The sequence below is a fragment of the Nonomuraea terrae genome, from assembly GCF_044465245.1.
Classification (GTDB): Bacteria; Actinomycetota; Actinomycetes; order Streptosporangiales; family Streptosporangiaceae; genus Nonomuraea; species Nonomuraea terrae.
The window spans coordinates 615,621-634,619 of record NZ_JBITLL010000009.1 but is presented as its reverse complement, the minus strand read 5'-3'; the positions used below and the strand labels follow the sequence as shown (position 1 = coordinate 634,619).

Here is an 18,999-nt window from a genome sequence, read left to right as displayed (position 1 = left end):
CCGCAGCGCGCACATTACGATGGGCACGCCTGCCCCTTCCGAGGAGGACACCATGGGAGCTCCGCTCAGCGGTGACGATGCTGCCCAGGAGCCGTCCCGCCGTCCGTTGTCAGAACGCGAGCTCGAGATCCTCGCCTTCGAGCGCCACTGGTGGCGCCACGCGGGCGCGAAGGAACAGGCCGTCAAGGAGACCTTCGGCCTGTCCGCCACCCGCTACTACCAGTTGCTCGGCGGGCTGATCGACCGGCCGGAGGCGCTGGAGCACGACCCGATGCTGGTCAAGCGGCTGCGCCGGTTACGCGCCACCCGCCAGCGCGACCGGGCGGCCAGAAGGCTTGGCATGCGCCCCTGACACGGTGGGTACGGGGGCCCGCGTGAGGAACATCCCTGGAATGGAAGCGATCCTGAGCGATCCGGCGGGCGCCGTGATCGGGCTCGACTTCGACGGCACCCTGTCGCCCATCGTGCCCGACCCGGCCAAGGCCGTGATCCACCCGAAGGCGCCCGAAGTCCTCGCCGAGCTGGGCGCCCACGTTCTCGCGGTGGCCATCGTGACCGGCAGACCCCCGGCCACCGCCCTTGAGCTCGGCCCCGGCCTGGCCGACGTGCCGAAGCTCGTCGTGCTCGGCCACTACGGCTTCGAACGCTGGGAGGCCGGGCGCGTCTCCGCCCCGCCGCCCCCGCCGGGAGTGCCGCGGGCCGAGGCCGAGCTGCCGTTGCTGCTCGACTCGCTCGGCCTGGACGGCGTGACCATCGAGGACAAGGGCCGGGCCGTGGCCGTGCACACCCGGCGCAGCCCCGACCCCGAGGGCGCGCTGGCCGCCCTGCGCGAGCCGCTGGCCAAGCTGGCCGGCGAACACGGCCTGGTCATCGAGCCCGGGCGCATGGTGCTGGAGCTGCGGCCGCCCGGCATGGACAAGGGGCAGGCGCTCAGCCTCTTCCTGGCCGAGCGGAACGCGCGCTCGGTGATGTTCGCCGGCGACGACCTCGGCGACCTGGCGGCCTTCGACGCCGTACGCGCCTCGGGGCTGCCCGGGGTGACCGTGTGCAGCGGCTCCGCCGAGGTGACCGCGCTGAGCGAGCGGGCCGACATCGTGGTCGAGGGGCCGGAGGGGGTCGTGGCGCTGCTGGCCGAGCTGGCGTCCGCGTTCAGCCGTTCGTGACTCGCCTGCAAGCGGGAATCCCTAGTCTCGGCGCATGTCGAAGCGCTTCCTCGCCGTCGCCGCCACGGCCGCGGCCGCCGTACTCGCCGTCCCCACCGCAGCCCACGCGGCCCCCGCCCAGCCGCTGAAGCTCCGGGGCGGGCTGACGCTCTACCTGCCGATCGAGTGGGAGGTCCACCGCGTCAACCCCGACTGGACCAAGGTGGTCACCGGCAAGTGCGCCCACCCCGGCGGCGGGTACGGCACCCCGGGGTGCGACAGCTTCTGGATCCTCGGCCCGAAGGCCATCAAGGCGGGCAACGAGCTCTTCCGTCCGTACAACGGCGCGAAGCCCTTCTACCCCGCCACCGACGTGCAGAGGTGCCCGCACAACGGCAAGTGGGGCCAGGTCCTCGGGGCGGCGCGGGTCAAGGGCCTGCGCCAGGTCGGCCCCGGCCACCGGGCGGCCTACCGGGAGTGGAAGGCCACCTGCGTCTCCTACACCGACGGGGCCGTGAAGTCCCGGTACGTGCAGCGCGAGTGGTACCTGCCGCGGACCCGCGTCCTCGTCGTCGACCAGTGGAACACCCCGGGCCTGGCCGACGCCCTCAGGAACGCCGACTGGAAATGAGCACCCCGGCGACGGCCAGCCCGATGAGCACCGGCACCATCAGGAACGCGGTGCGGGTGCCGAACCCGTCGGCGAGCGCGCCGAGGGCCAGCGGGCCGGCCGCCATGGCCGCGCCCGCCCAGATCGGCGAGGCCGCCGCCGCCAGGTCCGACCGGCCGCCGGCCCCGGTGATCAGGCCGGTCATGGCCAGCGGGAAGTGCAGCGAGGTGCCGAGCCCGCAGAGCGCCAGCCCGGCGTACGACAGCGCGGGGTGGGTGCTGAGCCAGAAGACCAGCCAGCCCGCGAACGTCACCGCCAGCGCTCCGGCGAACAGCGGCGCGGGCGGCAGCCGCAGCGCCAGTTGCGCCCCGGCGAAGCGCCCCGCCGCCATCCCGGCCACGAACGCGGTCAGCCCGGTGGCCGCCGCCGCGGTGCTCAGGCCCGTACGGGAGGCGAACAGGTCGGCCGCCCACAGGTTGAACGTGAACTCCATCGCCACGCAGCAGAACAGCACCAGCCCCGCCATGTGGAAGCGCCAGCCGGGCCGCCCGGCCGGGCCGCCGGCGACGCCCGCCGCCTCCCGCACGGCGGGCCAGACCCGGCCCATCGCCAGCGCGAGCAGCACGCTGGCGACCGGCGTGACCAGCAGCGCGGCCCGCCAGCCGAGCGTGGACTGCGCGACCATGCTGAGCCCGAACGTCATCCCCATGCCGACCACGACGCCGACCGCGTTCGCCTCGCTGATCGCCGCGGGACCGGCGGGGCCGTGGTGGTCGCTGAGCGCCGCCATGGCCGTGTAGAGCAGGATCGAGCTGAAGCCGCCGGACACGCCGTAGCCGAGCAGCGTCAGAGGCTGGGCGTCGGACGCCAGCACCAGCAGCACACCGGCGTTCATGCCGGCCAGGCCGGCCCAGCTCGTCACGCGGCGGCCGTACCTGCGGGTGAGCGGGGACAGCGCGAGGCCGGCCGCGATCGTGCCGAGGGCCATGGCGGTGCCGTGCAGCCCGGCCACGGTGGCGGAAGTGCCCTGGTCGGCGCGCAGCAGCGGCAGCGCGGCGCTCAGGCCGTAGAGGTAGCTGGCGAACGTGCCGAGCTGGAGGTAGATGAGCCAGGTCGGGCGGTCTCTGACCAGCCGGACGCGGGGTAAGACCGAGGTCACCCGGCAGCTCCCTGGACGGGGGGATGAGACCCCCTCATGCTAGGGCGTCGAGCTGCGCGGCCAGCCACCTGTCCGGGGGCAGCGCCGTGGCCGCGGCGTGCAGCCGGTCGCGGCGCCTGCGGCGCTCCTCCTCCGGCATGACCAGCGCCTCGTGCAGCGCCGCGGCGGTGCCGCTGATGTCGTACGGGTTGACCAGCAGCGCGTGCGGGCCCAGCTCGGCCGCCGCGCCGGCCTCCCGGGAGAGCACCAGCGCGCAGTGCGGCGACAGCACCGGGCCCTCCTTGGCGACCAGGTTCATCCCGTCGCGGATCGGGTTGACCAGCAGCACGTCGGCCATCCGGTACGCGGCCAGGGAGCGCGGGTAGTCGTCGTCGACGTTGAGGATCACCGGGGCCCAGTCCTCGGTGGCGTAGGCGTCCTCGATCTCCTGGGCGCAGCGCTGCACCGACGCGGTGTACTCGCGGTATTCGGGCAGGTCGTGGCGGCTCGGGTAGGCGAAGGCCAGGTGGACCACCCGCCCGTGCCACTCGGGGTGGGCCGCCAGGAACTCGCCGTAGGCCACCAGCCCGCGCACGATGTTCTTCGACAGCTCGGTGCGGTCGATGCGGACGATCAGCCGGCGGTCGCCGACCTGCTCCCTGAGCACCGTCATGTGCGACTCGACGTCGGGCTCGCCGGCCCGCTGCCGCAGCGCCGCGCCGTCGACGCCCAGGGCGTGCACGCCGATGCGGGTCGTGCGGCCCTGGTGGGTGACCGTGCGGGCGACGCGGTCGGCCTCGGCGCCGAGCAGCCGCTCGCAGCAGTCCATGAACAACTGCGCCCACCGGTCGGTGAGGAACCCGGCGTGGTCGGCGCCGAGAATGCCTTCGAGCACCTCGCGGGCCACCTCGTCGGGCAGCAGCGAGAAGTATTCCGGCGGCGCCCACGGCGTGTGGCTGAAGTGGGCGATGCGCAGGTCGGGCCGCTCGGCGCGGAGCATCGCCGGGGTCAGGGTCAGGTGGTAGTCCTGCACCATCACGCGGGCGCCGTGACCGGCCTCCTCGGCCAGCGCCAGCGCGAACGCGCCGTTGTAGTCGCGGTACGACTCCCACTCGCGGGCGAACTTCGTGCCGAAGTTGGGCGCGTTGGGGATGTCGTAGAGCAGGTGGTTGACGAACCACAGGGTGGAGTTGGCCACGGCGTTGTAGGCGCGGTGGAAGGTGGCCGGCGGGATGTCCAGCATCCGCAGCGGGCCGGTGTCGTAGCCGGCGTGGTCGATGCGCCCCTCGGGAGCCTGGCGTACGGCGCTGCGGTCGCCGTCGGACAGCGCGGCGCAGACCCACAGCAGGCCGTCGTCCTTGACCACCCCCGACAGCCCGGAGACCAGGCCACCGCCGCCGCGTTTCATGGTCAGCTCGCCTCCGTCGGAGACGGTGAAGGAGACCGGACCCCTGTTGGAGGCCACCAGGACGCTGTTCATCGAATACCTCCGAGGAGACCGGCAGTGGAGCGGAAGGCCGGGCCGCGACGGTTGGAATCCCCTCCCCTTCGGGAAGGAGGACGTCAACCGGGCTCCCTTCGATCTAGGATCCCAGCTATGGCGCTTGATGAGCTAACCGAGGAACTCGCCCGCTCCGCCGCCGCGGGGGACCACCGCGCGCTGGGCGAGCTCCTGGCGCGGATCGAGCCCGACGTGATGCGCCACTGCTCGCGGATCCTGCCCTACCACCAGGACGCCGAGGAGGCCTCGCAGGACACGTTGCTGGCGGTGGCCCGCAACATCGGGCGGTTCGAGGGGCGCGCCAGGTTCAGCACCTGGCTGCACATCGTGACGGCCAACTGCGCGCGCACGACGTACCGGTCGCTCAAGCGACGGGCGGCCGAGCAGACCTCCGACGAGCTGCCCATGCAGAAGCCCGACGCACGGCGGGTGAGCGTGATCGCCGGCTCGCGGCTCGACCTGCTCGACGCGATGGAGGCGCTGGAGGCCGACAAGCCCGACCTGGCGCAGGCGCTGGTGCTGCGCGACATCGTCCAGCTCGACTACAACGAGGTGGCCGAGCAGCTCGGCATCCCGCTCGGCACCGCGAAGTCCCGCATTCACCAGGCCCGCAAATACGTGCAGGCCGTGCTGGGGGACGACTACCGCTGAGACCGTGCGTCTCGTATAGTGAGACGGGTGGTAATATCGGCCACTTAGGCGGGTAGAGTCCATTTCAACAACTTCATATTGCTCATCCAGAGGGGTGGAGGGACCGGCCCTGCGAAGCCCCGGCAACCCTCCCGGCTTGTGACTCGCGACGTGGCGAGGCCGACCGGGACAGGTGCCAATTCCGGTTCGCGGTCAAGGTGGCCGTGGGCGAAGATGAGGGAAGGCCTCGCTTCATGTCGCTCGACTTTGGTCCTGCTGTCGCTCTGTCCTGCCGCGAGTGCGGCGCTCGTTACCCGCTCGGCCCCATCTTCGCCTGCGAAGAGTGTTTCGGGCCGCTTGAGGCGGCCTACGAATTCGGCGAGGTGACGCGGGCGCAGATCGAATCAGGCCCCGCCAACATCTGGCGCTACCGCGCACTGCTTCCCGTTCCGGCCGACGTGGCCACCAAGCCCAATATGAACCCGGGCTGGACGCGATTGGTCAAGGCCGGAAACCTCGGGCGAGCGCTCGGTATCAACTCCCTTTATGTGAAGGACGATTCCGGAAACCCCACCCACTCCTTCAAGGACCGGGTGGTCGCGATGGCCGTCGAAGCGGCGCGCAACTTCGGTTTCCACACCCTTTCCTGCTCGTCCACCGGCAACCTCGCGGGCGCGGTCACCGCCGCCGCCGCGCGGGCCGGCCTCGAGGCGTGCGTGTTCATCCCGGCCAACCTGGAAAAGGCCAAGATCGCCATGGCCCGCGTCTTCGGCGGGCGGCTCGTCGGCATCGACGGCACGTACGACGAGGTCAACCGGTTCTGTTCCGAGCTGATCGGCGACCCCATGGGCGACAAGTGGGGCTTCGTCAACGTCAACCTGCGGCCGTACTACGCCGAGGGCTCCAAGACGCTCGCGTACGAGATCGCCGAGCAGCTCGGGTGGCGGCTCCCTGAGCAGATCATCGTGCCGATCGCCTCAGGCTCCCAGCTCACGAAGATCGACAAGGGCTTCAAGGAGCTGGTCGCGCTGGGCCTGGTGGAGGACACCCCGTACAAGATCTTCGGTGCGCAGGCCGCCGGGTGCTCACCGGTGTCGACGGCGTACAAGGCCGGTCACGACGTCGTGCAGCCGGTCAAGCCCAACACCATCGCCAAGTCGCTGGCCATCGGCAACCCGGCCGACGGGCCGTACGTGATCGACATCGCGCGGCGCACGGGCGGCGCGGTCGAGGACGTCACCGACGCCGAGATCGTGCGGGCGATCAAGCTCCTCGCCTCGACCGAGGGCGTCTTCGCCGAGACCGCGGGCGGCGTGACCGTCGGCGTGCTGAAGAAGCTCACCGAGACCGGGCAGCTCGACCCCGAGGCCCTGACCGTGGTGCTCAACACCGGCGACGGCCTCAAGACGCTCGACGCGATCAGCGACGACGCCGTGCCGACGGCCGTCATCAAGCCCTCTCTCGACGCGTTCCGCGCGACTGTCTGACAACCAGGAAAGGCAAGTTAAATCATGAGCGTTTCTGTGCGGATTCCCACCATTCTGCGCACCTACACCGGGGGGAACGCGGAGGTCAGCAGCGAGGGCGCGACGCTTCGTGACGTGCTCGCCAAGCTTGACTCCGACTTCCCGGGGATCGGTCCGAGAATTCTGGATGAATCGGGCAAGATTCGTCGTTTTGTCAACGTTTACGTTGGGGAAGAGGACGTCCGTTTCGCCCAGGGTCTCGACACCCCGGCCCCGGAGGGCACTCAGATCTCCATCATCCCCGCCGTCGCCGGCGGCTGAGCCCGGCCCGACTCCACACTCCTGAAGGCGCCCCTAGTGGGCGCCTTCTGCTTTTCCGGTTTCATTTAACGTTGTACTACTCGCGCCGGAGCAAATAGCGGTTCGCAGATTGACTCTGTTGCCAAACCCCTTGCCACAGGTATGGTCGAGGGCGATCGTCTCGACTGATTTTCCGTTAAGTCGGGCGATTACAGGTCCCGCGGAGGAATGGGCGAGATCTGTGAGACAAGTAAGAGGAGTCGGAAGTGGCGCAGGGCACCGTCAAGTGGTTCAACGCGGACAAGGGCTACGGCTTCATCGCGGTAGACGGTGGTAAGGATGTATTCGTCCATTACTCAGCGATCCTGATGGACGGGTATCGATCTCTCGAGCAGGGTCAGCGCGTCGAGTTCGAGATCACGCAGGGGCAGAAGGGGCCGCAGGCGGAGGCCGTCCGCTCGGTCTGATCAGCGGTCGCCGGCAAGCGCGTGACGGGTTCGCACGGCAGCGCAGTCCGTGCGGGCCGTCGCCCTGGTTTCCTCGACTCTCGTACGGCGGGCCGCGTGGCGGCTCGCCGTACAGACTTCATGAGCTGGGCGTAAACCCCAGATGGGGAGGCGTTCGCTTGCACTCGGCAGGGTAGAGTGCTAAACAGTTCGTTGGCACTCTGTGCAGCAGAGTGCCAACTCGGATCGAGACGATGGGGTCTGCCGAACGGAGATGCTGACCCATGCCGTCGCGGGCGTCGGCTCGGTCCTTGTAAGCCACCCTGCATCTGGGAGGTCTAGCCTTATGGCAGCCAAGATGATCGCGTTTGACGAGGACGCCCGGCGCGGTCTCGAGCGCGGTATGAACCAGCTCGCCGACGCCGTCAAGGTGACCCTCGGCCCCAAGGGCCGCAACGTCGTGCTGGAGAAGAAGTGGGGCGCTCCCACGATCACCAACGACGGTGTCTCCATCGCCAAGGAGATCGAGCTCGAGGACCCGTGGGAGAAGATCGGCGCTGAGCTGGTCAAGGAAGTCGCCAAGAAGACTGACGACGTCGCCGGCGACGGCACCACGACCGCCACCGTGCTCGCCCAGGCGCTGGTGCGCGAGGGCCTGCGCAACGTCGCCGCCGGCGCCAACCCGATGGCCCTGAAGAAGGGCATCGAGGCCGCCGTCGAGCGCGTCAGCGAGGAGCTCTCCAAGCTGGCCAAGGACGTGGAGACCAAGGAGCAGATCGCTTCGACCGCCTCCATCTCCGCCGCCGACCCCGAGATCGGCGCGCTCATCGCCGAGGCGATGGACAAGGTCGGCAAGGAAGGCGTCATCACCGTCGAGGAGAGCAACACCTTCGGCCTCGAGCTCGAGCTCACCGAGGGCATGCGCTTCGACAAGGGCATGACGTCGATGTACTTCGTCACCGACTCCGACCGCATGGAGGCCGTGCTCGAAGACCCGTACATCCTGATCGTCAACAGCAAGGTCTCCGCCAACAAGGACCTGCTGCCGCTGCTCGACAAGGTCGTCCAGTCCGGCAAGCCGCTGCTGATCATCGCCGAGGACGTCGAGGGCGAGGCCCTGGCCACCCTGGTCGTCAACAAGATCCGCGGCCTGTTCCGCTCGGTCGCCGTCAAGGCCCCGGGCTTCGGCGACCGCCGCAAGGCGATGCTGAACGACATCGCGATCCTGACCGGCGGCCAGGTCATCGCCGAGGAGGTCGGCCTCAAGCTCGAGACCGCCACCCTCGACCTGCTGGGCCGCGCTCGCAAGGTCGTCGTCACCAAGGACGAGACCACGATCGTCGACGGCGCCGGTGACGCCGAGCAGATCGCCGGCCGGGTCAACGAGATCCGCGCCGAGATCGACCGCACCGACTCCGACTACGACCGCGAGAAGCTCCAGGAGCGCTTGGCCAAGCTCGCCGGTGGCGTCGCCGTCATCAAGGCGGGTGCCGCGACCGAGGTCGAGCTCAAGGAGCGCAAGCACCGCATCGAGGACGCCGTCCGCAACGCGAAGGCGGCCGTCGAGGAGGGCATCGTCCCCGGTGGTGGTGTCGCGCTGCTGCAGGCCGGTGCCAAGGCGTTCGACAAGCTCGAGCTCAACGGCGACGAGGCCACCGGTGCTGCGATCGTCAAGAAGGCGCTCGAGGAGCCGCTGAAGCAGATCGCCGTCAACGCCGGCCTCGAGGGCGGCGTCGTGGTGGAGCGCGTGCGCAACCTCACCCCTGGTGAGGGCCTCAACGCCGCTTCCGGCGAGTACGTCAACATGTTCGAGTCGGGCATCATCGACCCGGCCAAGGTGACGCGCTCAGCGCTGCAGAACGCCGCCTCCATCGCGGCGCTCTTCCTCACCACCGAGGCGGTCATCGCCGAGAAGCCCGAGAAGACCCCTGCTGCTCCGGCCATGCCGGGCGGCGGCGACATGGACTTCTAGGTCTTTTCGCCTCGGACGTACGACAGAACGGCCCGGTTTTTCCGGGCCGTTCTTGTTTCTGTACGTCCCCGATGACGTTTCGCGAGGGGGCGGCCGGGCCGCGTGCGGGAAAGTGGTGGCCACACCGACCTCACACGCAAGGAGCAGAGGATGCTTTCCCGCAGCAAGCGCCTGGCCGGCATCGCCGTCCTGTCCTTCGCCGCCGCCGCCGCGATGGCGGCCCCCGCCCACGCCGACGACGACTACTGGGACGACCACCGCTACCAGCACGGCTGGGCGTTGCTGACGCCGTACCGGACGCCGGTGTGCGTGCCGGTCTCGTCGTTCGGCATTCCGCTGGTCGACCGCATCGCCCCCGGCATGGTGGCCTGCGCCTACTAGCGGGGCTGAGCCGGACGACGGCGCCCCGTCGGTCGTGGCGGGGCGCCGCCCGCGTCAGACGCCGTAGTAGGCGATGACGTGGCCCCGCGCCAGGGTGTTGGCCGTGATGTTGAAGCCCACCACCGCCGGGCTGGTGTCGCTGTCGACGCCGAGCTTGTCGACGCCCAGGGCGTGCACCGTGAACACGTAGCGGTGCGGGTCGCCGGGCGGCGGGGCGGCGCCGCCGTACGCCTTGACGCCGTAGTCGTTGCGGGCGTGGACGACGCCCTCCGGCAGGCCCTTGAAGTCGGGGCCCGTGCCCGCGCCCGTGGGCAGCTCGGTCACCGAGGCCGGCAGGTCGAACGACACCCAGTGCCAGAAGCCGCTGCCCGTCGGGGCGTCGGGGTCGAAGCAGGTGACGGCGTAGCCGCGCGTGCCCTCGGGAGCCCCCGACCAGCGCAGGTGGGGCGACTGGTTCTGGCCCGACATGCCCCAGTCGTTGAAGACGTGGAGCTCGCTGAGCGTCTCACCGTCGCGGATGTCGTCGCTCTCGACCAGGAGCGCGGGGACCGACGGCAGGTGTTCATGGGGAAGGGGTGCGGGCACGGCATCCTCCTAGGTTGAGAGCTGCTTGCCCCGCCATCCTAGAATCGGCCGCGCCCGCCGGACGTCATGCGGTCAGCTCGGCCGGCAGCGGCCTGTCGTGCACCACCGTGAGAGATGTGACGGCTCGGGTCAGGACGACGTAGAGCCGGGCCAGGCCCCTTGGCTCGGCCTCGACGATGTCGGCCGGTTCGACGACGATGACGTGGTCGTACTCCAGGCCCTTGGCCAGCGTGGCCGGGATGACCAGCAGGCGGTGGTCCTCGGCGGAGTCGGGGTCGAGCACCGTGTGGGGGAGGCCGGCCAGCGCCGCCGAGACCTCGGCGACCCGCGCGTCGGGGACGATCACGCCGATGGAGCCCTCCTTCGCCAGGGCCTCCTTGGCCGCCTCGGCCACCGAGCCGCCCGCGCGTACGGAGAGCGAACCGGCGCCGGGGCGCAGCGAGCGCGGGGCGGCCAGCCCCGGGGCGATGGAGGGCAGCAGGCGGGCGGCGTAGTCGAGCACCTCGCGCGGCACGCGGAAGCCGAGGGTCAGCTCCGTGACCTCGCCCTCGCGCTGGCCGAGATGTTCGAGCACCGACTGCCACGAGCTCGTCGACCAGGGCGTGGTGCCCTGGGCCAGGTCGCCCAGCACGGTGGCCGAGCCGTTGCGGCAGCGCCGGCCGAGGGCTCGCAGCTGCATCTCGGACAGGTCCTGGGCCTCGTCCACGACCAGGTGGCCGAGCGACGGCGTGCGCTCCATGAGGTCGCGCAGCTCGTCGAGGAGCGCGGCGTCGGCGGCCGACCATTTGGCCGACTTCCAGCTCCGGTACGGTTTCCGCCAGATCAGCATTTCCTGCTCTTCAGGCGACAAATCGGACTTTGCGGCTTTGGCGAGGAACTCGCGGTCCGAAAGCAGCCGGTACAGCACCTGCTCCGGCGTCAGCTTCGGCCACACCGCCTCCACGAGCTGCTTGACCGGCTTCGACCGCGCCACCGCGTCCTGCACGCGGTCGTCGGGCGACTCGCCGCGCTGCTCCATCCGGACCAGCACCATGTGCGCCAGTCGCTGCGCGAGCGCCGCCCGCCCCGGGTTGTAGCGGGTGGTGCCGCGCAGGGAGGCGACGATCTCGCGTACCTCGTAGTCGGCCACCCGGAAGCGGTAGACGCCCTGGGTGTAGACGACGCCCTCCTCCGGCTTGACGATGTGCAGCCAGAGCGCGCGGTCGAGCACCGCCGCCATCCTGGCGTCGCCCTTCACCGCCGCGACCAGCGGATCTTCCGGCGCGGCGTGCTCGCCGAGCAGCCCGGCCACCGTCGTCTGGTCGACCTTGACCTCGCCGAGGGCGGGCAGCACCGAGGAGATGTAGGACAGGAAGGCCCGGTTGGGGCCGACGATCATCACGCCCGACCTGGCCAGCCGCTCGCGGTGGGTGAACAGCAGGTAGGCGGCGCGGTGCAGGCCGACGGCGGTCTTTCCGGTGCCGGGCGCGCCCTGCACGCAGACCGTCTGGGCCAGCGTGGCGCGGACGATCTCGTCCTGGTCGGGCTGGATGGTGGCGACGATGTCGCGCATGGGGCCCGTGCGGGGGCGTTCGATCTCGTCGGTGAGGATCTTCGACGGGCCGAGCTCGACGCCCTCGCCCAGGGGCTCGTCCTCGAACGCCGTGAGCGCGCCGCCGTGGTAGCCGAAGCGGCGCCGGCGGGCCACGCCCATCGGGTCGGCCGGGCTCGCCTGGTAGAACGCGCGGGACACCGGCGCCCGCCAGTCGATCACCAGCGGCTTGCTGTGGCCGTCGTGGACGTGGCGACGGCCGACGTAGATCGTGGTGGGCAGGTCGACCTGCTCCTCGTCGGCTCCTTCGTCGCGCTCCGGTCGCGCGCTCGTTCGCTCAGCGGCCTCGCGGTCGAGGCGGCCGAAGAACAGCGGTGTGTCGGGGTGGTCGGCGAGCGCGGCCACCCGCTGGTCGAGCAGCGACTGCAGAATCTGCTGCGACACCCAGTCGCCGGCCGCGTCGGCCGAGAGCGACTGCGCGTGCTCGCGCATCGCCTTGAGCGCGGCCCTGGACGCGGCCAGGTGGGCCTGCTCGGCGGCGAGTACGTCAGAGGGTATGTCGGGTGCCAGCTGGGATGCGGGCATGCGGAAGCGCCTCCCTGTGGGTTTTCGGAGGTGGTCTAAGGCAGCGAATCCGCCAGTTTAGTGGTGACTCCGACACGCTTCCAAAGCATTTACCGAGCGGGGGTGGGGTACGCCTCAAGACGTGGTGCGGTATTCGCCGATCATCCCCACGATCGCGAGCTTCCTGCTGGCGGCGCTCTGGGCGCTGTCGGTGTTCGCGGGGTGGGGGCTGCAGGCGTTCTGCGTCGATGGGCAGCCGGCGTGCGCGCAGCGGCTCGGCGCGGTCACCGGTGTGTCGGGGTTGTTCGCCGCGGTGGCCGCCGTCTGCACGGCCGGCGCCTGGCTGATGCCCTTCTCCCGCCGTGACCAGCGTGCGTTCACCCGCGTGATGGGCGCCGGGATGCTGGCCTGGATCGCGGCCGAGGGAGTGCTGTTCGTCGGCGGCCTGCTGGTGCGCTGACCCCGAAACCGAACAACCAGGAAATACCGAAAAATTCGGGCATATCAGGTGGGTTTGTCGGATCATGGGGGTATGTCGCAGGCGGCGTGATAGTACGCAGGTGAGGGGGGTGGTTGGATTGTCTTCGACCCGCGGAGTCTCGTGGACGTGAGACCATGCTGAACGCCTGGCCGCTCGGCGCGAGCGGCCGGGCACCCAGCGTCACACCCCGCCGAGCACGTCGTCGGCGTCGATGATCTGGTACGCGTACCCCTGCTCGGCCAGGAACCGCTGCCGATGCGCGGCGAACTCCTGGTCGACCGTGTCGCGGCTGACGACCGTGTAGAACCGGGCGCCCCCGCCGTCGGCCTTGGGCCGCAGCACCCGGCCGAGCCGCTGGGCCTCCTCCTGGCGCGAGCCGAACGTGCCCGACACCTGGATCGCGATGGCCGCCTCCGGCAGGTCGATGGAGAAGTTGGCCACCTTCGACACCACGAGCACCTGGATCTCCTTGTCGCGGAACGCCTGGTAGAGGCGCTCGCGCTCCTTGATCCGGGTGCTGCCCTTGATGACCGGGGCGTTGAGGTGCTCGCCGAGCTCGTCGAGCTGGTCGATGTACTGGCCGATCACCAGGACCTGCTCGCCGAGGTGGCGGCGGACGAGCGCCTCGGTCACCTGGGTCTTGGACGGCGTCGTGGCGCAGAAGCGGTAACGCTCCTCCGACTCGGCCATCGCGTACGCCAGCCGCTCCTCGTCGGTCAGCGTCACCCGCACCTCGACGCAGTCGGCCGGAGCGATCCAGCCCTGGTTCTCCATCTCCTTCCAGGGCGCGTCGTAGCGCTTGGGCCCGATCAGCGAGAACACGTCGCCCTCGCGGCCGTCCTCGCGCACCAGCGTCGCGGTCAGGCCGACGCGGCGGCGGGCCTGCAGGTCGGCGGTCATCCGGAAGATCGGCGCGGGCAGCAGGTGGACCTCGTCGTAGACGATCAGACCCCAGTCGCGCGCGTCGAACAGCTCAAGGTGGCTGTAGACGCCTTTGCGGCGGGTGGTCATCACCTGGTAGGTGGCGATGGTGACCGGGCGGATCTCCTTCTTCGTGCCGGAGTATTCGCCGATCTCGTCCTCGGTCAGTGAGGTGCGCTTGAGCAGCTCGGTCTTCCACTGGTGGGCCGAGACCGTGTTCGTGACCATGATGAGCGTGGTGGCCTGGGCGTGCGCCATGGCGGCCGCGCCGACGATCGTCTTGCCGGCGCCGCAGGGCAGCACGACCACGCCGGAGCCGCCGTTCCAGAACGCGTCGGCGGCGTCGCGCTGGTAGGGGCGCAGCGACCAGCCCTCCTCCAGCAGCTTGATCGAGTGGTGCTCGCCGTCGACGTAACCGGCCAGGTCTTCGGCCGGCCAGCCCAGCTTGAGCAGCGCCTGCTTGACGTTGCCGCGGTCGCTCGGGTGGACGACGACGGAGTCGTCGCCGATGCGCTCGCCCAGCATCGGCTGGATCTTCTTCGAGCGCAGCACCTCTTCGAGCACGGCGCGGTCGATGGAGGTCAGGACGAGGCCGTTGACCGGGTCCTTCTCCAGGCGCAGCCGGCCGTAGCGCGCCATGGTCTCGGCGATGTCGACGAGCAGGGCGTGCGGCACCGGGTAGCGGCTGTAACCGATCAGCGCGTCGATGACCTGCTCGGCGTCGTGGCCCGCGGCGCGGGCGTTCCACAGCGCGAGCGGGGTGACGCGGTAGGTGTGGACGTGTTCGGGGGCACGCTCGAGCTCGGCGAACGGCGCGATCGCCTTGCGGCATGCGTCGGCTCGCTCGTGGTCGACCTCGAGCAGCAGCGTCTTGTCCGACTGGACGATCAGCGGTCCATCGCTCACTTGCGTTTCTCCGTGGGGTCAGTGCGGGGCCTTGCGCAACAGGACCATCGTCTCCTGATCCCGGCTCCCCCGCTCCGACTCTCCAACAACAGCGAGGCCGTGATTAGTCCGGCGTCAGCTTTCGAGGTAGCCGCTGAAGCCCAGGAAGAGGAACGTGCCGATGCCCAGCACGAAGCCCAGACCGAACAGCACCCAGCTCCAGATCACCAGGGTGCGGGCGGTCCGCGGTTGTGTGCGGTGCTTGCTCAGCGCGAGGCCGGCGCAGATCGCGCCGGGCGCTCCCAGGAAGTTGCAGCAGCTGACGAGCGCGAGGAGGTTGAGCACGAGCGAGACGATGGCGTTGGCCATGGGCCCGTCATTGGGCGGGGGCGGCGGTGGACCGTAGCCGTACTGCGGTGGCGGCTGCTCGCCGTAGGGCGTGCCATACGGCATGTACGGATATCCCGGCGGGTCTTGGCTCATCTTCACCTCCAGACACGTCAACACTTATCACGAAATGGAGCCGCGGCTTGGCCGGTGCGCGCGTTCACGATGGACGGAGCGAAGCCCGGCCCGGCAAGGGGTCGCGGCCGTGACTAGTCCGTCTGGACGGGGCTCCTAGCCCGTAAAGAGCAATAATCCCTCTCTGTTGTTCTTCGTGTCTCCCGGAGCCTTCGATCGTGCCATGGTGGTGGGCCTCGATTGCCGGGTACCGCCCCATGTCCTGAGAAACCCCTTCCTGCTGATCCCCGAGGTGAATTCGTGACGGAAACGCCTGAACAGGGCGAGATCGACATGCTCACCCGGAGTCGCGTGGCGGGGCCGGTCACGCGCGACCTGAGCCGGCGGGAGGCCGACGGGCTGCTGCGTTCCTACCTGGAGCCCGCCGGGTTCTCCGAGGGCGTACGCCGGCTGGCCGCGTGCCGCCTGCTCGTGCTCGTGGGCGAGGAGGGGACCGGGCGGCGGCTCGGCGCGGTCGCGCTGCTGTCACGCATGTCGCTGGCCGAGGGCCGGATCACCGTGCTGTCGCCGGCCGCCACCGCGCACGAACTGCTCACCGGCACCGAGTACGAGCCGGGGCGGGCGTACCTGCTGCACGACTGGGTCACGGTGAGCACCGACCGCACCGCGCTGGTCGACCTGGCCCGCAAGCTGGCCGAGCTGGGGTCGTACCTGGTGATCACCAGGGACGGCGGGCCGTCCGCGGCGGTCGAGGTGGAGCACCCGTGGGTCGCGCCGGAGCCGGGGGAGCTGTTCGACCTGTGCCTGAGCACGTTCGACCGGCGGGACGGGGTGAGCGCCGAGGACGTCGCCCGAGCCCGGGACATTGCGCATCTGCTGGCGACGCCCGCCGAGGTCGTCCGCCTGGCCGCCCGCGTCGCGCGGGGCGAGGAGGCCGAGGGGGAGGAGGTGGCGGCCTGGTTCGACACCAAGCCGCCGCTGCGCGAGGTGCTGGCGGTGGCGGCGCCGGCGTTCGCGCACCGGCTGCCCGCGCCCGCCTTCGACCGGCAGCTCGCCCGGCTGGAGCGGCTCTGCGGGGAGACCGGCGAGCGGCCGCCGTCCTGCCCGCTGGTCGGCTCACGGGACGGGCTGGTCGCCTTCCTGGCCCCGCACCAGCGCGCGCAGGTGCTGGCGGAGCTGGTCGTCCGGTACGGCTTCTGGCTGTGGCAGCCGCTGCGCGACTGGGCGCTGTCGCTGCCGGGCGAAGGCCCCGCCGTCCGGGCGTCCGCCGCCGAGGCCGTGGCGCTGCTCGCGGCGCACTCGTTCGCGGAGGTACGGCATACGTTCCTGGAGGTCTGGGCGCGCGGGAACGCGGCGGAGCGCGCGGCGGCGGCCGGCGTGTTGTCGTCGATGTGCGCCGACGACGCCCTCGCCCCGAAGGCCCTCGGGATCGCGCTGGCCTGGGCGGACGGGCCCGAGGACGTGCGCGTGACGGCGGCCGCGGCCCTCGGCGGCGCGCTGGCCGCGCGTTACCCCGGTGACGCCGTACGCCACCTGCGCCGCCTGGAGACCGGCCACGGGCCCGCCGCCGTGGTGGCCGCGCGGTCACTGGCCCTGTCGCGCGCCTGATCAGAGACCGGCGACGCCCGTGATGCGGTGCAGCGCGAACCGGTGGACGGCGGCGCGTGTCTCGTCGTACGCGGTCAGATAGCCGCCCTCCATGCGGGCCGGCTCCAGGATGCGCGAGGTCGCGTTGCCCTGCGAGTCGAGGTAGCCGATCCACACCCGTACGCCCTGCTTGATCGCCTCCTGCAGCGCCGAGATCGTCGCCGTCGCCGGAGAGCGCGGCACCTGGCCGTCGGGTGCGTCCACCGGCTCGCGCCGGGCCAGATGGGCCGCGTCACCGGCGCGCAACGCGCGCACCGCCGCCGTCGCGACCTCGGGGTCGAGGCCGTTGGGCGAGCCCACGACCCGGGCCGGCGCCACGCTCTCGGTACGGCGGCTCTCCAGCTGGGAGATGATCACATCGCCGTCGAGCGACTCGGCGACCGGGGCGTACCCCATGGCCCGCAGCGAGTCGACCAGCGCCGCCCGGGGCGAGCGGGAGGCGATGACGGTCGGCGCGAGCCGGCGCAGCCGCAGCGCGGCCGAGCGGCGGTCGGCGGTGATCTGGTCGAGCAGCGCGGGATCGTCGCACCGGATGTACGCGCTCGCCGTGCCCACCCGGATGCGCCCGTGCCGCCTGGCCACGTCGGTCACCAGGTACGACAGCGCCTGCGGCACCGGTGTGGCCGAATGACGGGCCAGCATCGCGACCAACTCCTCGCCGCCGTGGCCCGCGTCGAGCGCCCGCCGGATCGAGCCCTCGCTGAACCGGTAGACCGTGGCCCCGCCCTTGGACTCGACGTCGGCGGTGAGGGTCATCCAGCGGTTGAGCTCGCTGGTCAGCGGCCCCGGGGCGACGGCCGTGAGGTCGGCCTGGAGCAGCACGTGGTCGACCGGCTCGGGCAGCAGCGGCGCGAGCACCTCGGCGGCGTCGCCGCCCTCGATCAGCGCCCGGCCGTGCCCGGACAGCACGCCGAGCCCGGTGACGCCGACCTGCTCGGCCTCGCGCAGCGCGAAGTCGGTGAGCTGCTCGCGCAACGGCCCCCGGCGGCGCGGCTGCTCCCACGCCAGCCGGGCGAGCACGGAGTCACGGTCGGGCGCGAGCCCCGGCGCGGCGGCCAGCACGCCCAGCGTGGCCGACCGCACGCTCGGCGCGGACGAGCGGCGCAGGTCGGTGTGGAGGGCGTTGAGCGGCCGGTCGCGGTCGTCGCGCTCGCCGACCAGGCCGGGCACCCGATCCATGTGCAGCCACGTGACTGCCAGGGTGACCCAGCGGTCGGCCGTGCCCCTCACCCGCCACAGGTCGTAGCCCGAGGTCGGCAGCCACTCGCCGTCGACGCCTCCGCCGGCCGCGATCAGCCCGGCCGCGTGGGCCACCTCGACGACCAGCGCCGCCACCCACTCGGGCAGGTCGAGCTCGACCGCCGTGCGCTTGAGGTCGCGGACGCCCAGCCCGCCGGTGCGCAGCACCCCCGGCGGCTCGATGCTCCACCGCTCGCACAGCTCCTCGACGGACCTGACGAACGAGAACGCCTGCCCGGCGGCCGTGCGGTCGGCCAGCTCGCGGTCGCGGGCCGCGCCCCGCAGCTGCGGCGGCACCGCCAGCAGGTCGCGGTGGACCCGGCCGCCGCGCAGGTGGAGGCCGACCTCGCGGGGCAGGGTCACGCTCTCCTCGCCGGTGGCGGCCAGCAGGCCGCGGGCGAGCAACTCCTCGATGGGGGAACGTGCGGAGGCCAGGTGTACCTCGCGGCGGGCGTTGGGCACCCGCCCGGTCGGCGGGCCCCACACCAGCTGGTCGAGGGCCGCCCTGGCCGCCGGCGAGACGGACTCGACCAGCTCCGCGGGCTCGGCCAGCGCGGCCGCCAGCCGTTCCCTGCCCGAGCCCGTGGTGCTCGGCGCGACGGCGTCCGCCATCTCCTCCAGCTGCTCGGGCGGGTGGTGCCGGAACGCGTCGGCGGCTCTCGGGCCGAGCCCGGCCGGGTCGTCGAGCACCTTGCGCACGCCGGGGCCGAGCCCCAGCGCGTCGTCGGGGCCGTAGACCAGCGCCAGGTCGGCCAGCCTCTCAAGGGCGGACGACAGCGCGGGCTCCGGGTCCTCGCCGGGGTCGAGCGCGGCGCCGACGAGGTCGCGCAGCTCGTCCTTCGACACCGGGTCTTCCCGTACGGCCAGCGTCTCCACGACCGCCAGCGTGAACCGGTCGAGCCGGTCGAGCACCCTGCCGATCGCCGAAGGACTGGCCGCGCGGGACGCGAGGCCCTCCAGATGCGCGGGCACCGGAGTGATCAACTCGGGACGCGCGGAGACGAGCGCCCGCAGCTGTTCGTCGGTGCGCCCCCTGATCCACTCCGTGAACTCCATCGTTGCCATGGTATGTCCCCCCTGATTGGGGCAGCATTGCTA

Annotated in this window: 18 protein-coding genes and 1 riboswitch; of the genes, 11 read left to right on the top strand and 7 right to left on the bottom strand. The window is 71.2% G+C overall.

Features of this window, described 5'->3' with window-relative positions; genetic code table 11:
- Window positions 1–52: 52 nt before the first annotated feature.
- The 3 genes from ACIBP6_RS45240 to ACIBP6_RS45230 are packed head-to-tail and all read left to right on the top strand — an operon-like array spanning window position 53 to window position 1,773.
- Window positions 53–352, top strand: a complete 300-nt coding sequence (locus ACIBP6_RS45240) for a DUF3263 domain-containing protein (RefSeq protein ID WP_187368173.1) — start codon at window positions 53–55, stop codon at window positions 350–352.
- A gap of 40 nt (window positions 353–392) precedes the next feature.
- The gene (otsB, locus tag ACIBP6_RS45235) at window positions 393–1,163 is read left to right on the top strand and encodes a trehalose-phosphatase (protein ID WP_397061234.1); all 771 of its coding nucleotides are present in this window, start codon (window positions 393–395) and stop codon (window positions 1,161–1,163) included.
- Window positions 1,164–1,197: 34 nt separating this feature from the next.
- Complete coding sequence (locus tag ACIBP6_RS45230) at window positions 1,198–1,773, top strand: hypothetical protein (protein WP_397061232.1); 576 nt, start codon at window positions 1,198–1,200, stop codon at window positions 1,771–1,773.
- Here the strand turns inward: ACIBP6_RS45230 and ACIBP6_RS45225 are convergent.
- A complete protein-coding gene (locus ACIBP6_RS45225; protein WP_397061230.1) occupies window positions 1,751–2,911 on the bottom strand; it encodes an MFS transporter in 1,161 nt (386 codons plus the stop codon). The genes ACIBP6_RS45230 and ACIBP6_RS45225 overlap by 23 nt on opposite strands.
- A 34-nt stretch (window positions 2,912–2,945) precedes the next feature.
- Complete coding sequence (locus ACIBP6_RS45220; protein ID WP_397061229.1) at window positions 2,946–4,370, bottom strand: trehalose-6-phosphate synthase; 1,425 nt, start codon at window positions 4,368–4,370, stop codon at window positions 2,946–2,948.
- Window positions 4,371–4,487: 117 nt separating this feature from the next.
- Between ACIBP6_RS45220 and ACIBP6_RS45215 the strand changes: the two genes are divergently transcribed.
- The 6 genes from ACIBP6_RS45215 (at window position 4,488) to ACIBP6_RS45190 (ending at window position 9,586) form a co-directional block, all read left to right on the top strand.
- Complete coding sequence (locus ACIBP6_RS45215; RefSeq protein ID WP_111178496.1) at window positions 4,488–5,042, top strand: RNA polymerase sigma factor; 555 nt, start codon at window positions 4,488–4,490, stop codon at window positions 5,040–5,042.
- 79 nt (window positions 5,043–5,121) lie between these two features.
- Window positions 5,122–5,262: riboswitch (SAM riboswitch) on the top strand.
- Window positions 5,263–5,275: 13 nt separating this feature from the next.
- The gene (thrC, locus tag ACIBP6_RS45210; protein WP_397061227.1) at window positions 5,276–6,508 is read left to right on the top strand and encodes a threonine synthase; all 1,233 of its coding nucleotides are present in this window, start codon (window positions 5,276–5,278) and stop codon (window positions 6,506–6,508) included.
- Between the two features lie 24 nt (window positions 6,509–6,532).
- Entirely contained in the window at window positions 6,533–6,808 is a 276-nt protein-coding gene (locus tag ACIBP6_RS45205) for a MoaD/ThiS family protein (RefSeq protein ID WP_397061225.1), read from the top strand.
- 245 nt (window positions 6,809–7,053) lie between these two features.
- A complete protein-coding gene (locus tag ACIBP6_RS45200; RefSeq protein ID WP_132613332.1) occupies window positions 7,054–7,254 on the top strand; it encodes a cold-shock protein in 201 nt (66 codons plus the stop codon).
- A gap of 325 nt (window positions 7,255–7,579) precedes the next feature.
- On the top strand, window positions 7,580–9,205 hold the full coding sequence (gene groL / locus ACIBP6_RS45195; protein ID WP_132613334.1) for a chaperonin GroEL: 1,626 nt from the start codon (window positions 7,580–7,582) through the stop codon (window positions 9,203–9,205).
- 150 nt (window positions 9,206–9,355) lie between these two features.
- Window positions 9,356–9,586, top strand: a complete 231-nt coding sequence (locus ACIBP6_RS45190) for a hypothetical protein (RefSeq protein ID WP_397061222.1) — start codon at window positions 9,356–9,358, stop codon at window positions 9,584–9,586.
- A gap of 54 nt (window positions 9,587–9,640) precedes the next feature.
- Here the strand turns inward: ACIBP6_RS45190 and ACIBP6_RS45185 are convergent, their stop codons facing one another.
- Together ACIBP6_RS45185 and ACIBP6_RS45180 are read right to left on the bottom strand one after the other, a co-directional pair.
- Window positions 9,641–10,171 carry a YbhB/YbcL family Raf kinase inhibitor-like protein gene (locus ACIBP6_RS45185; RefSeq protein ID WP_397061220.1) on the bottom strand — a complete coding sequence of 177 codons (531 nt, stop codon included), beginning with the start codon at window positions 10,169–10,171 and terminating at the stop codon, window positions 9,641–9,643.
- Between the two features lie 64 nt (window positions 10,172–10,235).
- Entirely contained in the window at window positions 10,236–12,287 is a 2,052-nt protein-coding gene (locus ACIBP6_RS45180; protein ID WP_397061218.1) for a HelD family protein, read from the bottom strand.
- 121 nt (window positions 12,288–12,408) lie between these two features.
- On the opposite strand from ACIBP6_RS45180, the gene ACIBP6_RS45175 reads away from it, so the two are divergent.
- Window positions 12,409–12,726 (top strand): hypothetical protein, encoded by a 318-nt coding sequence (locus ACIBP6_RS45175; protein ID WP_397061216.1) that lies wholly within the window; start codon window positions 12,409–12,411, stop codon window positions 12,724–12,726.
- A 201-nt stretch (window positions 12,727–12,927) separates the two neighbouring features.
- Here the strand turns inward: ACIBP6_RS45175 and ACIBP6_RS45170 are convergent, their stop codons facing one another.
- Together ACIBP6_RS45170 and ACIBP6_RS45165 are read right to left on the bottom strand one after the other, a co-directional pair.
- A complete protein-coding gene (locus tag ACIBP6_RS45170; RefSeq protein WP_132613344.1) occupies window positions 12,928–14,574 on the bottom strand; it encodes a DNA repair helicase XPB in 1,647 nt (548 codons plus the stop codon).
- 114 nt (window positions 14,575–14,688) lie between these two features.
- The gene (locus ACIBP6_RS45165; RefSeq protein WP_397061214.1) at window positions 14,689–15,036 is read right to left on the bottom strand and encodes a hypothetical protein; all 348 of its coding nucleotides are present in this window, start codon (window positions 15,034–15,036) and stop codon (window positions 14,689–14,691) included.
- A gap of 279 nt (window positions 15,037–15,315) precedes the next feature.
- On the opposite strand from ACIBP6_RS45165, the gene ACIBP6_RS45160 reads away from it, so the two are divergent.
- Window positions 15,316–16,623: a hypothetical protein gene (locus ACIBP6_RS45160; RefSeq protein ID WP_397061213.1), complete on the top strand. Its 1,308-nt coding sequence runs from the start codon at window positions 15,316–15,318 to the stop codon at window positions 16,621–16,623.
- Here ACIBP6_RS45160 and ACIBP6_RS45155 read toward each other — a convergent pair whose 3' ends face one another.
- Window positions 16,624–18,957 carry a helicase-associated domain-containing protein gene (locus ACIBP6_RS45155; RefSeq protein ID WP_397061211.1) on the bottom strand — a complete coding sequence of 778 codons (2,334 nt, stop codon included), beginning with the start codon at window positions 18,955–18,957 and terminating at the stop codon, window positions 16,624–16,626.
- Between the last annotated feature and the right edge of the window lie 42 nt (window positions 18,958–18,999).

Excerpts from the sequence above, each read along its gene's own strand:
- ACIBP6_RS45240 (WP_187368173.1), top strand. The coding sequence starts at position 53 with ATGGGAGCTCCGCTCAGCGGTGACGATGCTGCCCAGGAGCCGTCCCGC.
- otsB (WP_397061234.1), top strand. The coding sequence starts at position 393 with ATGGAAGCGATCCTGAGCGATCCGGCGGGCGCCGTGATCGGGCTCGAC.
- ACIBP6_RS45230 (WP_397061232.1), top strand. The coding sequence starts at position 1,198 with ATGTCGAAGCGCTTCCTCGCCGTCGCCGCCACGGCCGCGGCCGCCGTA.
- ACIBP6_RS45220 (WP_397061229.1), bottom strand. The coding sequence starts at position 4,370 with ATGAACAGCGTCCTGGTGGCCTCCAACAGGGGTCCGGTCTCCTTCACC.
- ACIBP6_RS45215 (WP_111178496.1), top strand. The coding sequence starts at position 4,488 with ATGGCGCTTGATGAGCTAACCGAGGAACTCGCCCGCTCCGCCGCCGCG.
- thrC (WP_397061227.1), top strand. The coding sequence starts at position 5,276 with ATGTCGCTCGACTTTGGTCCTGCTGTCGCTCTGTCCTGCCGCGAGTGC.
- ACIBP6_RS45205 (WP_397061225.1), top strand. The coding sequence starts at position 6,533 with ATGAGCGTTTCTGTGCGGATTCCCACCATTCTGCGCACCTACACCGGG.
- groL (WP_132613334.1), top strand. The coding sequence starts at position 7,580 with ATGGCAGCCAAGATGATCGCGTTTGACGAGGACGCCCGGCGCGGTCTC.
- ACIBP6_RS45190 (WP_397061222.1), top strand. The coding sequence starts at position 9,356 with ATGCTTTCCCGCAGCAAGCGCCTGGCCGGCATCGCCGTCCTGTCCTTC.
- ACIBP6_RS45180 (WP_397061218.1), bottom strand. The coding sequence starts at position 12,287 with ATGCCCGCATCCCAGCTGGCACCCGACATACCCTCTGACGTACTCGCC.
- ACIBP6_RS45165 (WP_397061214.1), bottom strand. The coding sequence starts at position 15,036 with ATGAGCCAAGACCCGCCGGGATATCCGTACATGCCGTATGGCACGCCC.
- ACIBP6_RS45155 (WP_397061211.1), bottom strand. The coding sequence starts at position 18,957 with ATGGAGTTCACGGAGTGGATCAGGGGGCGCACCGACGAACAGCTGCGG.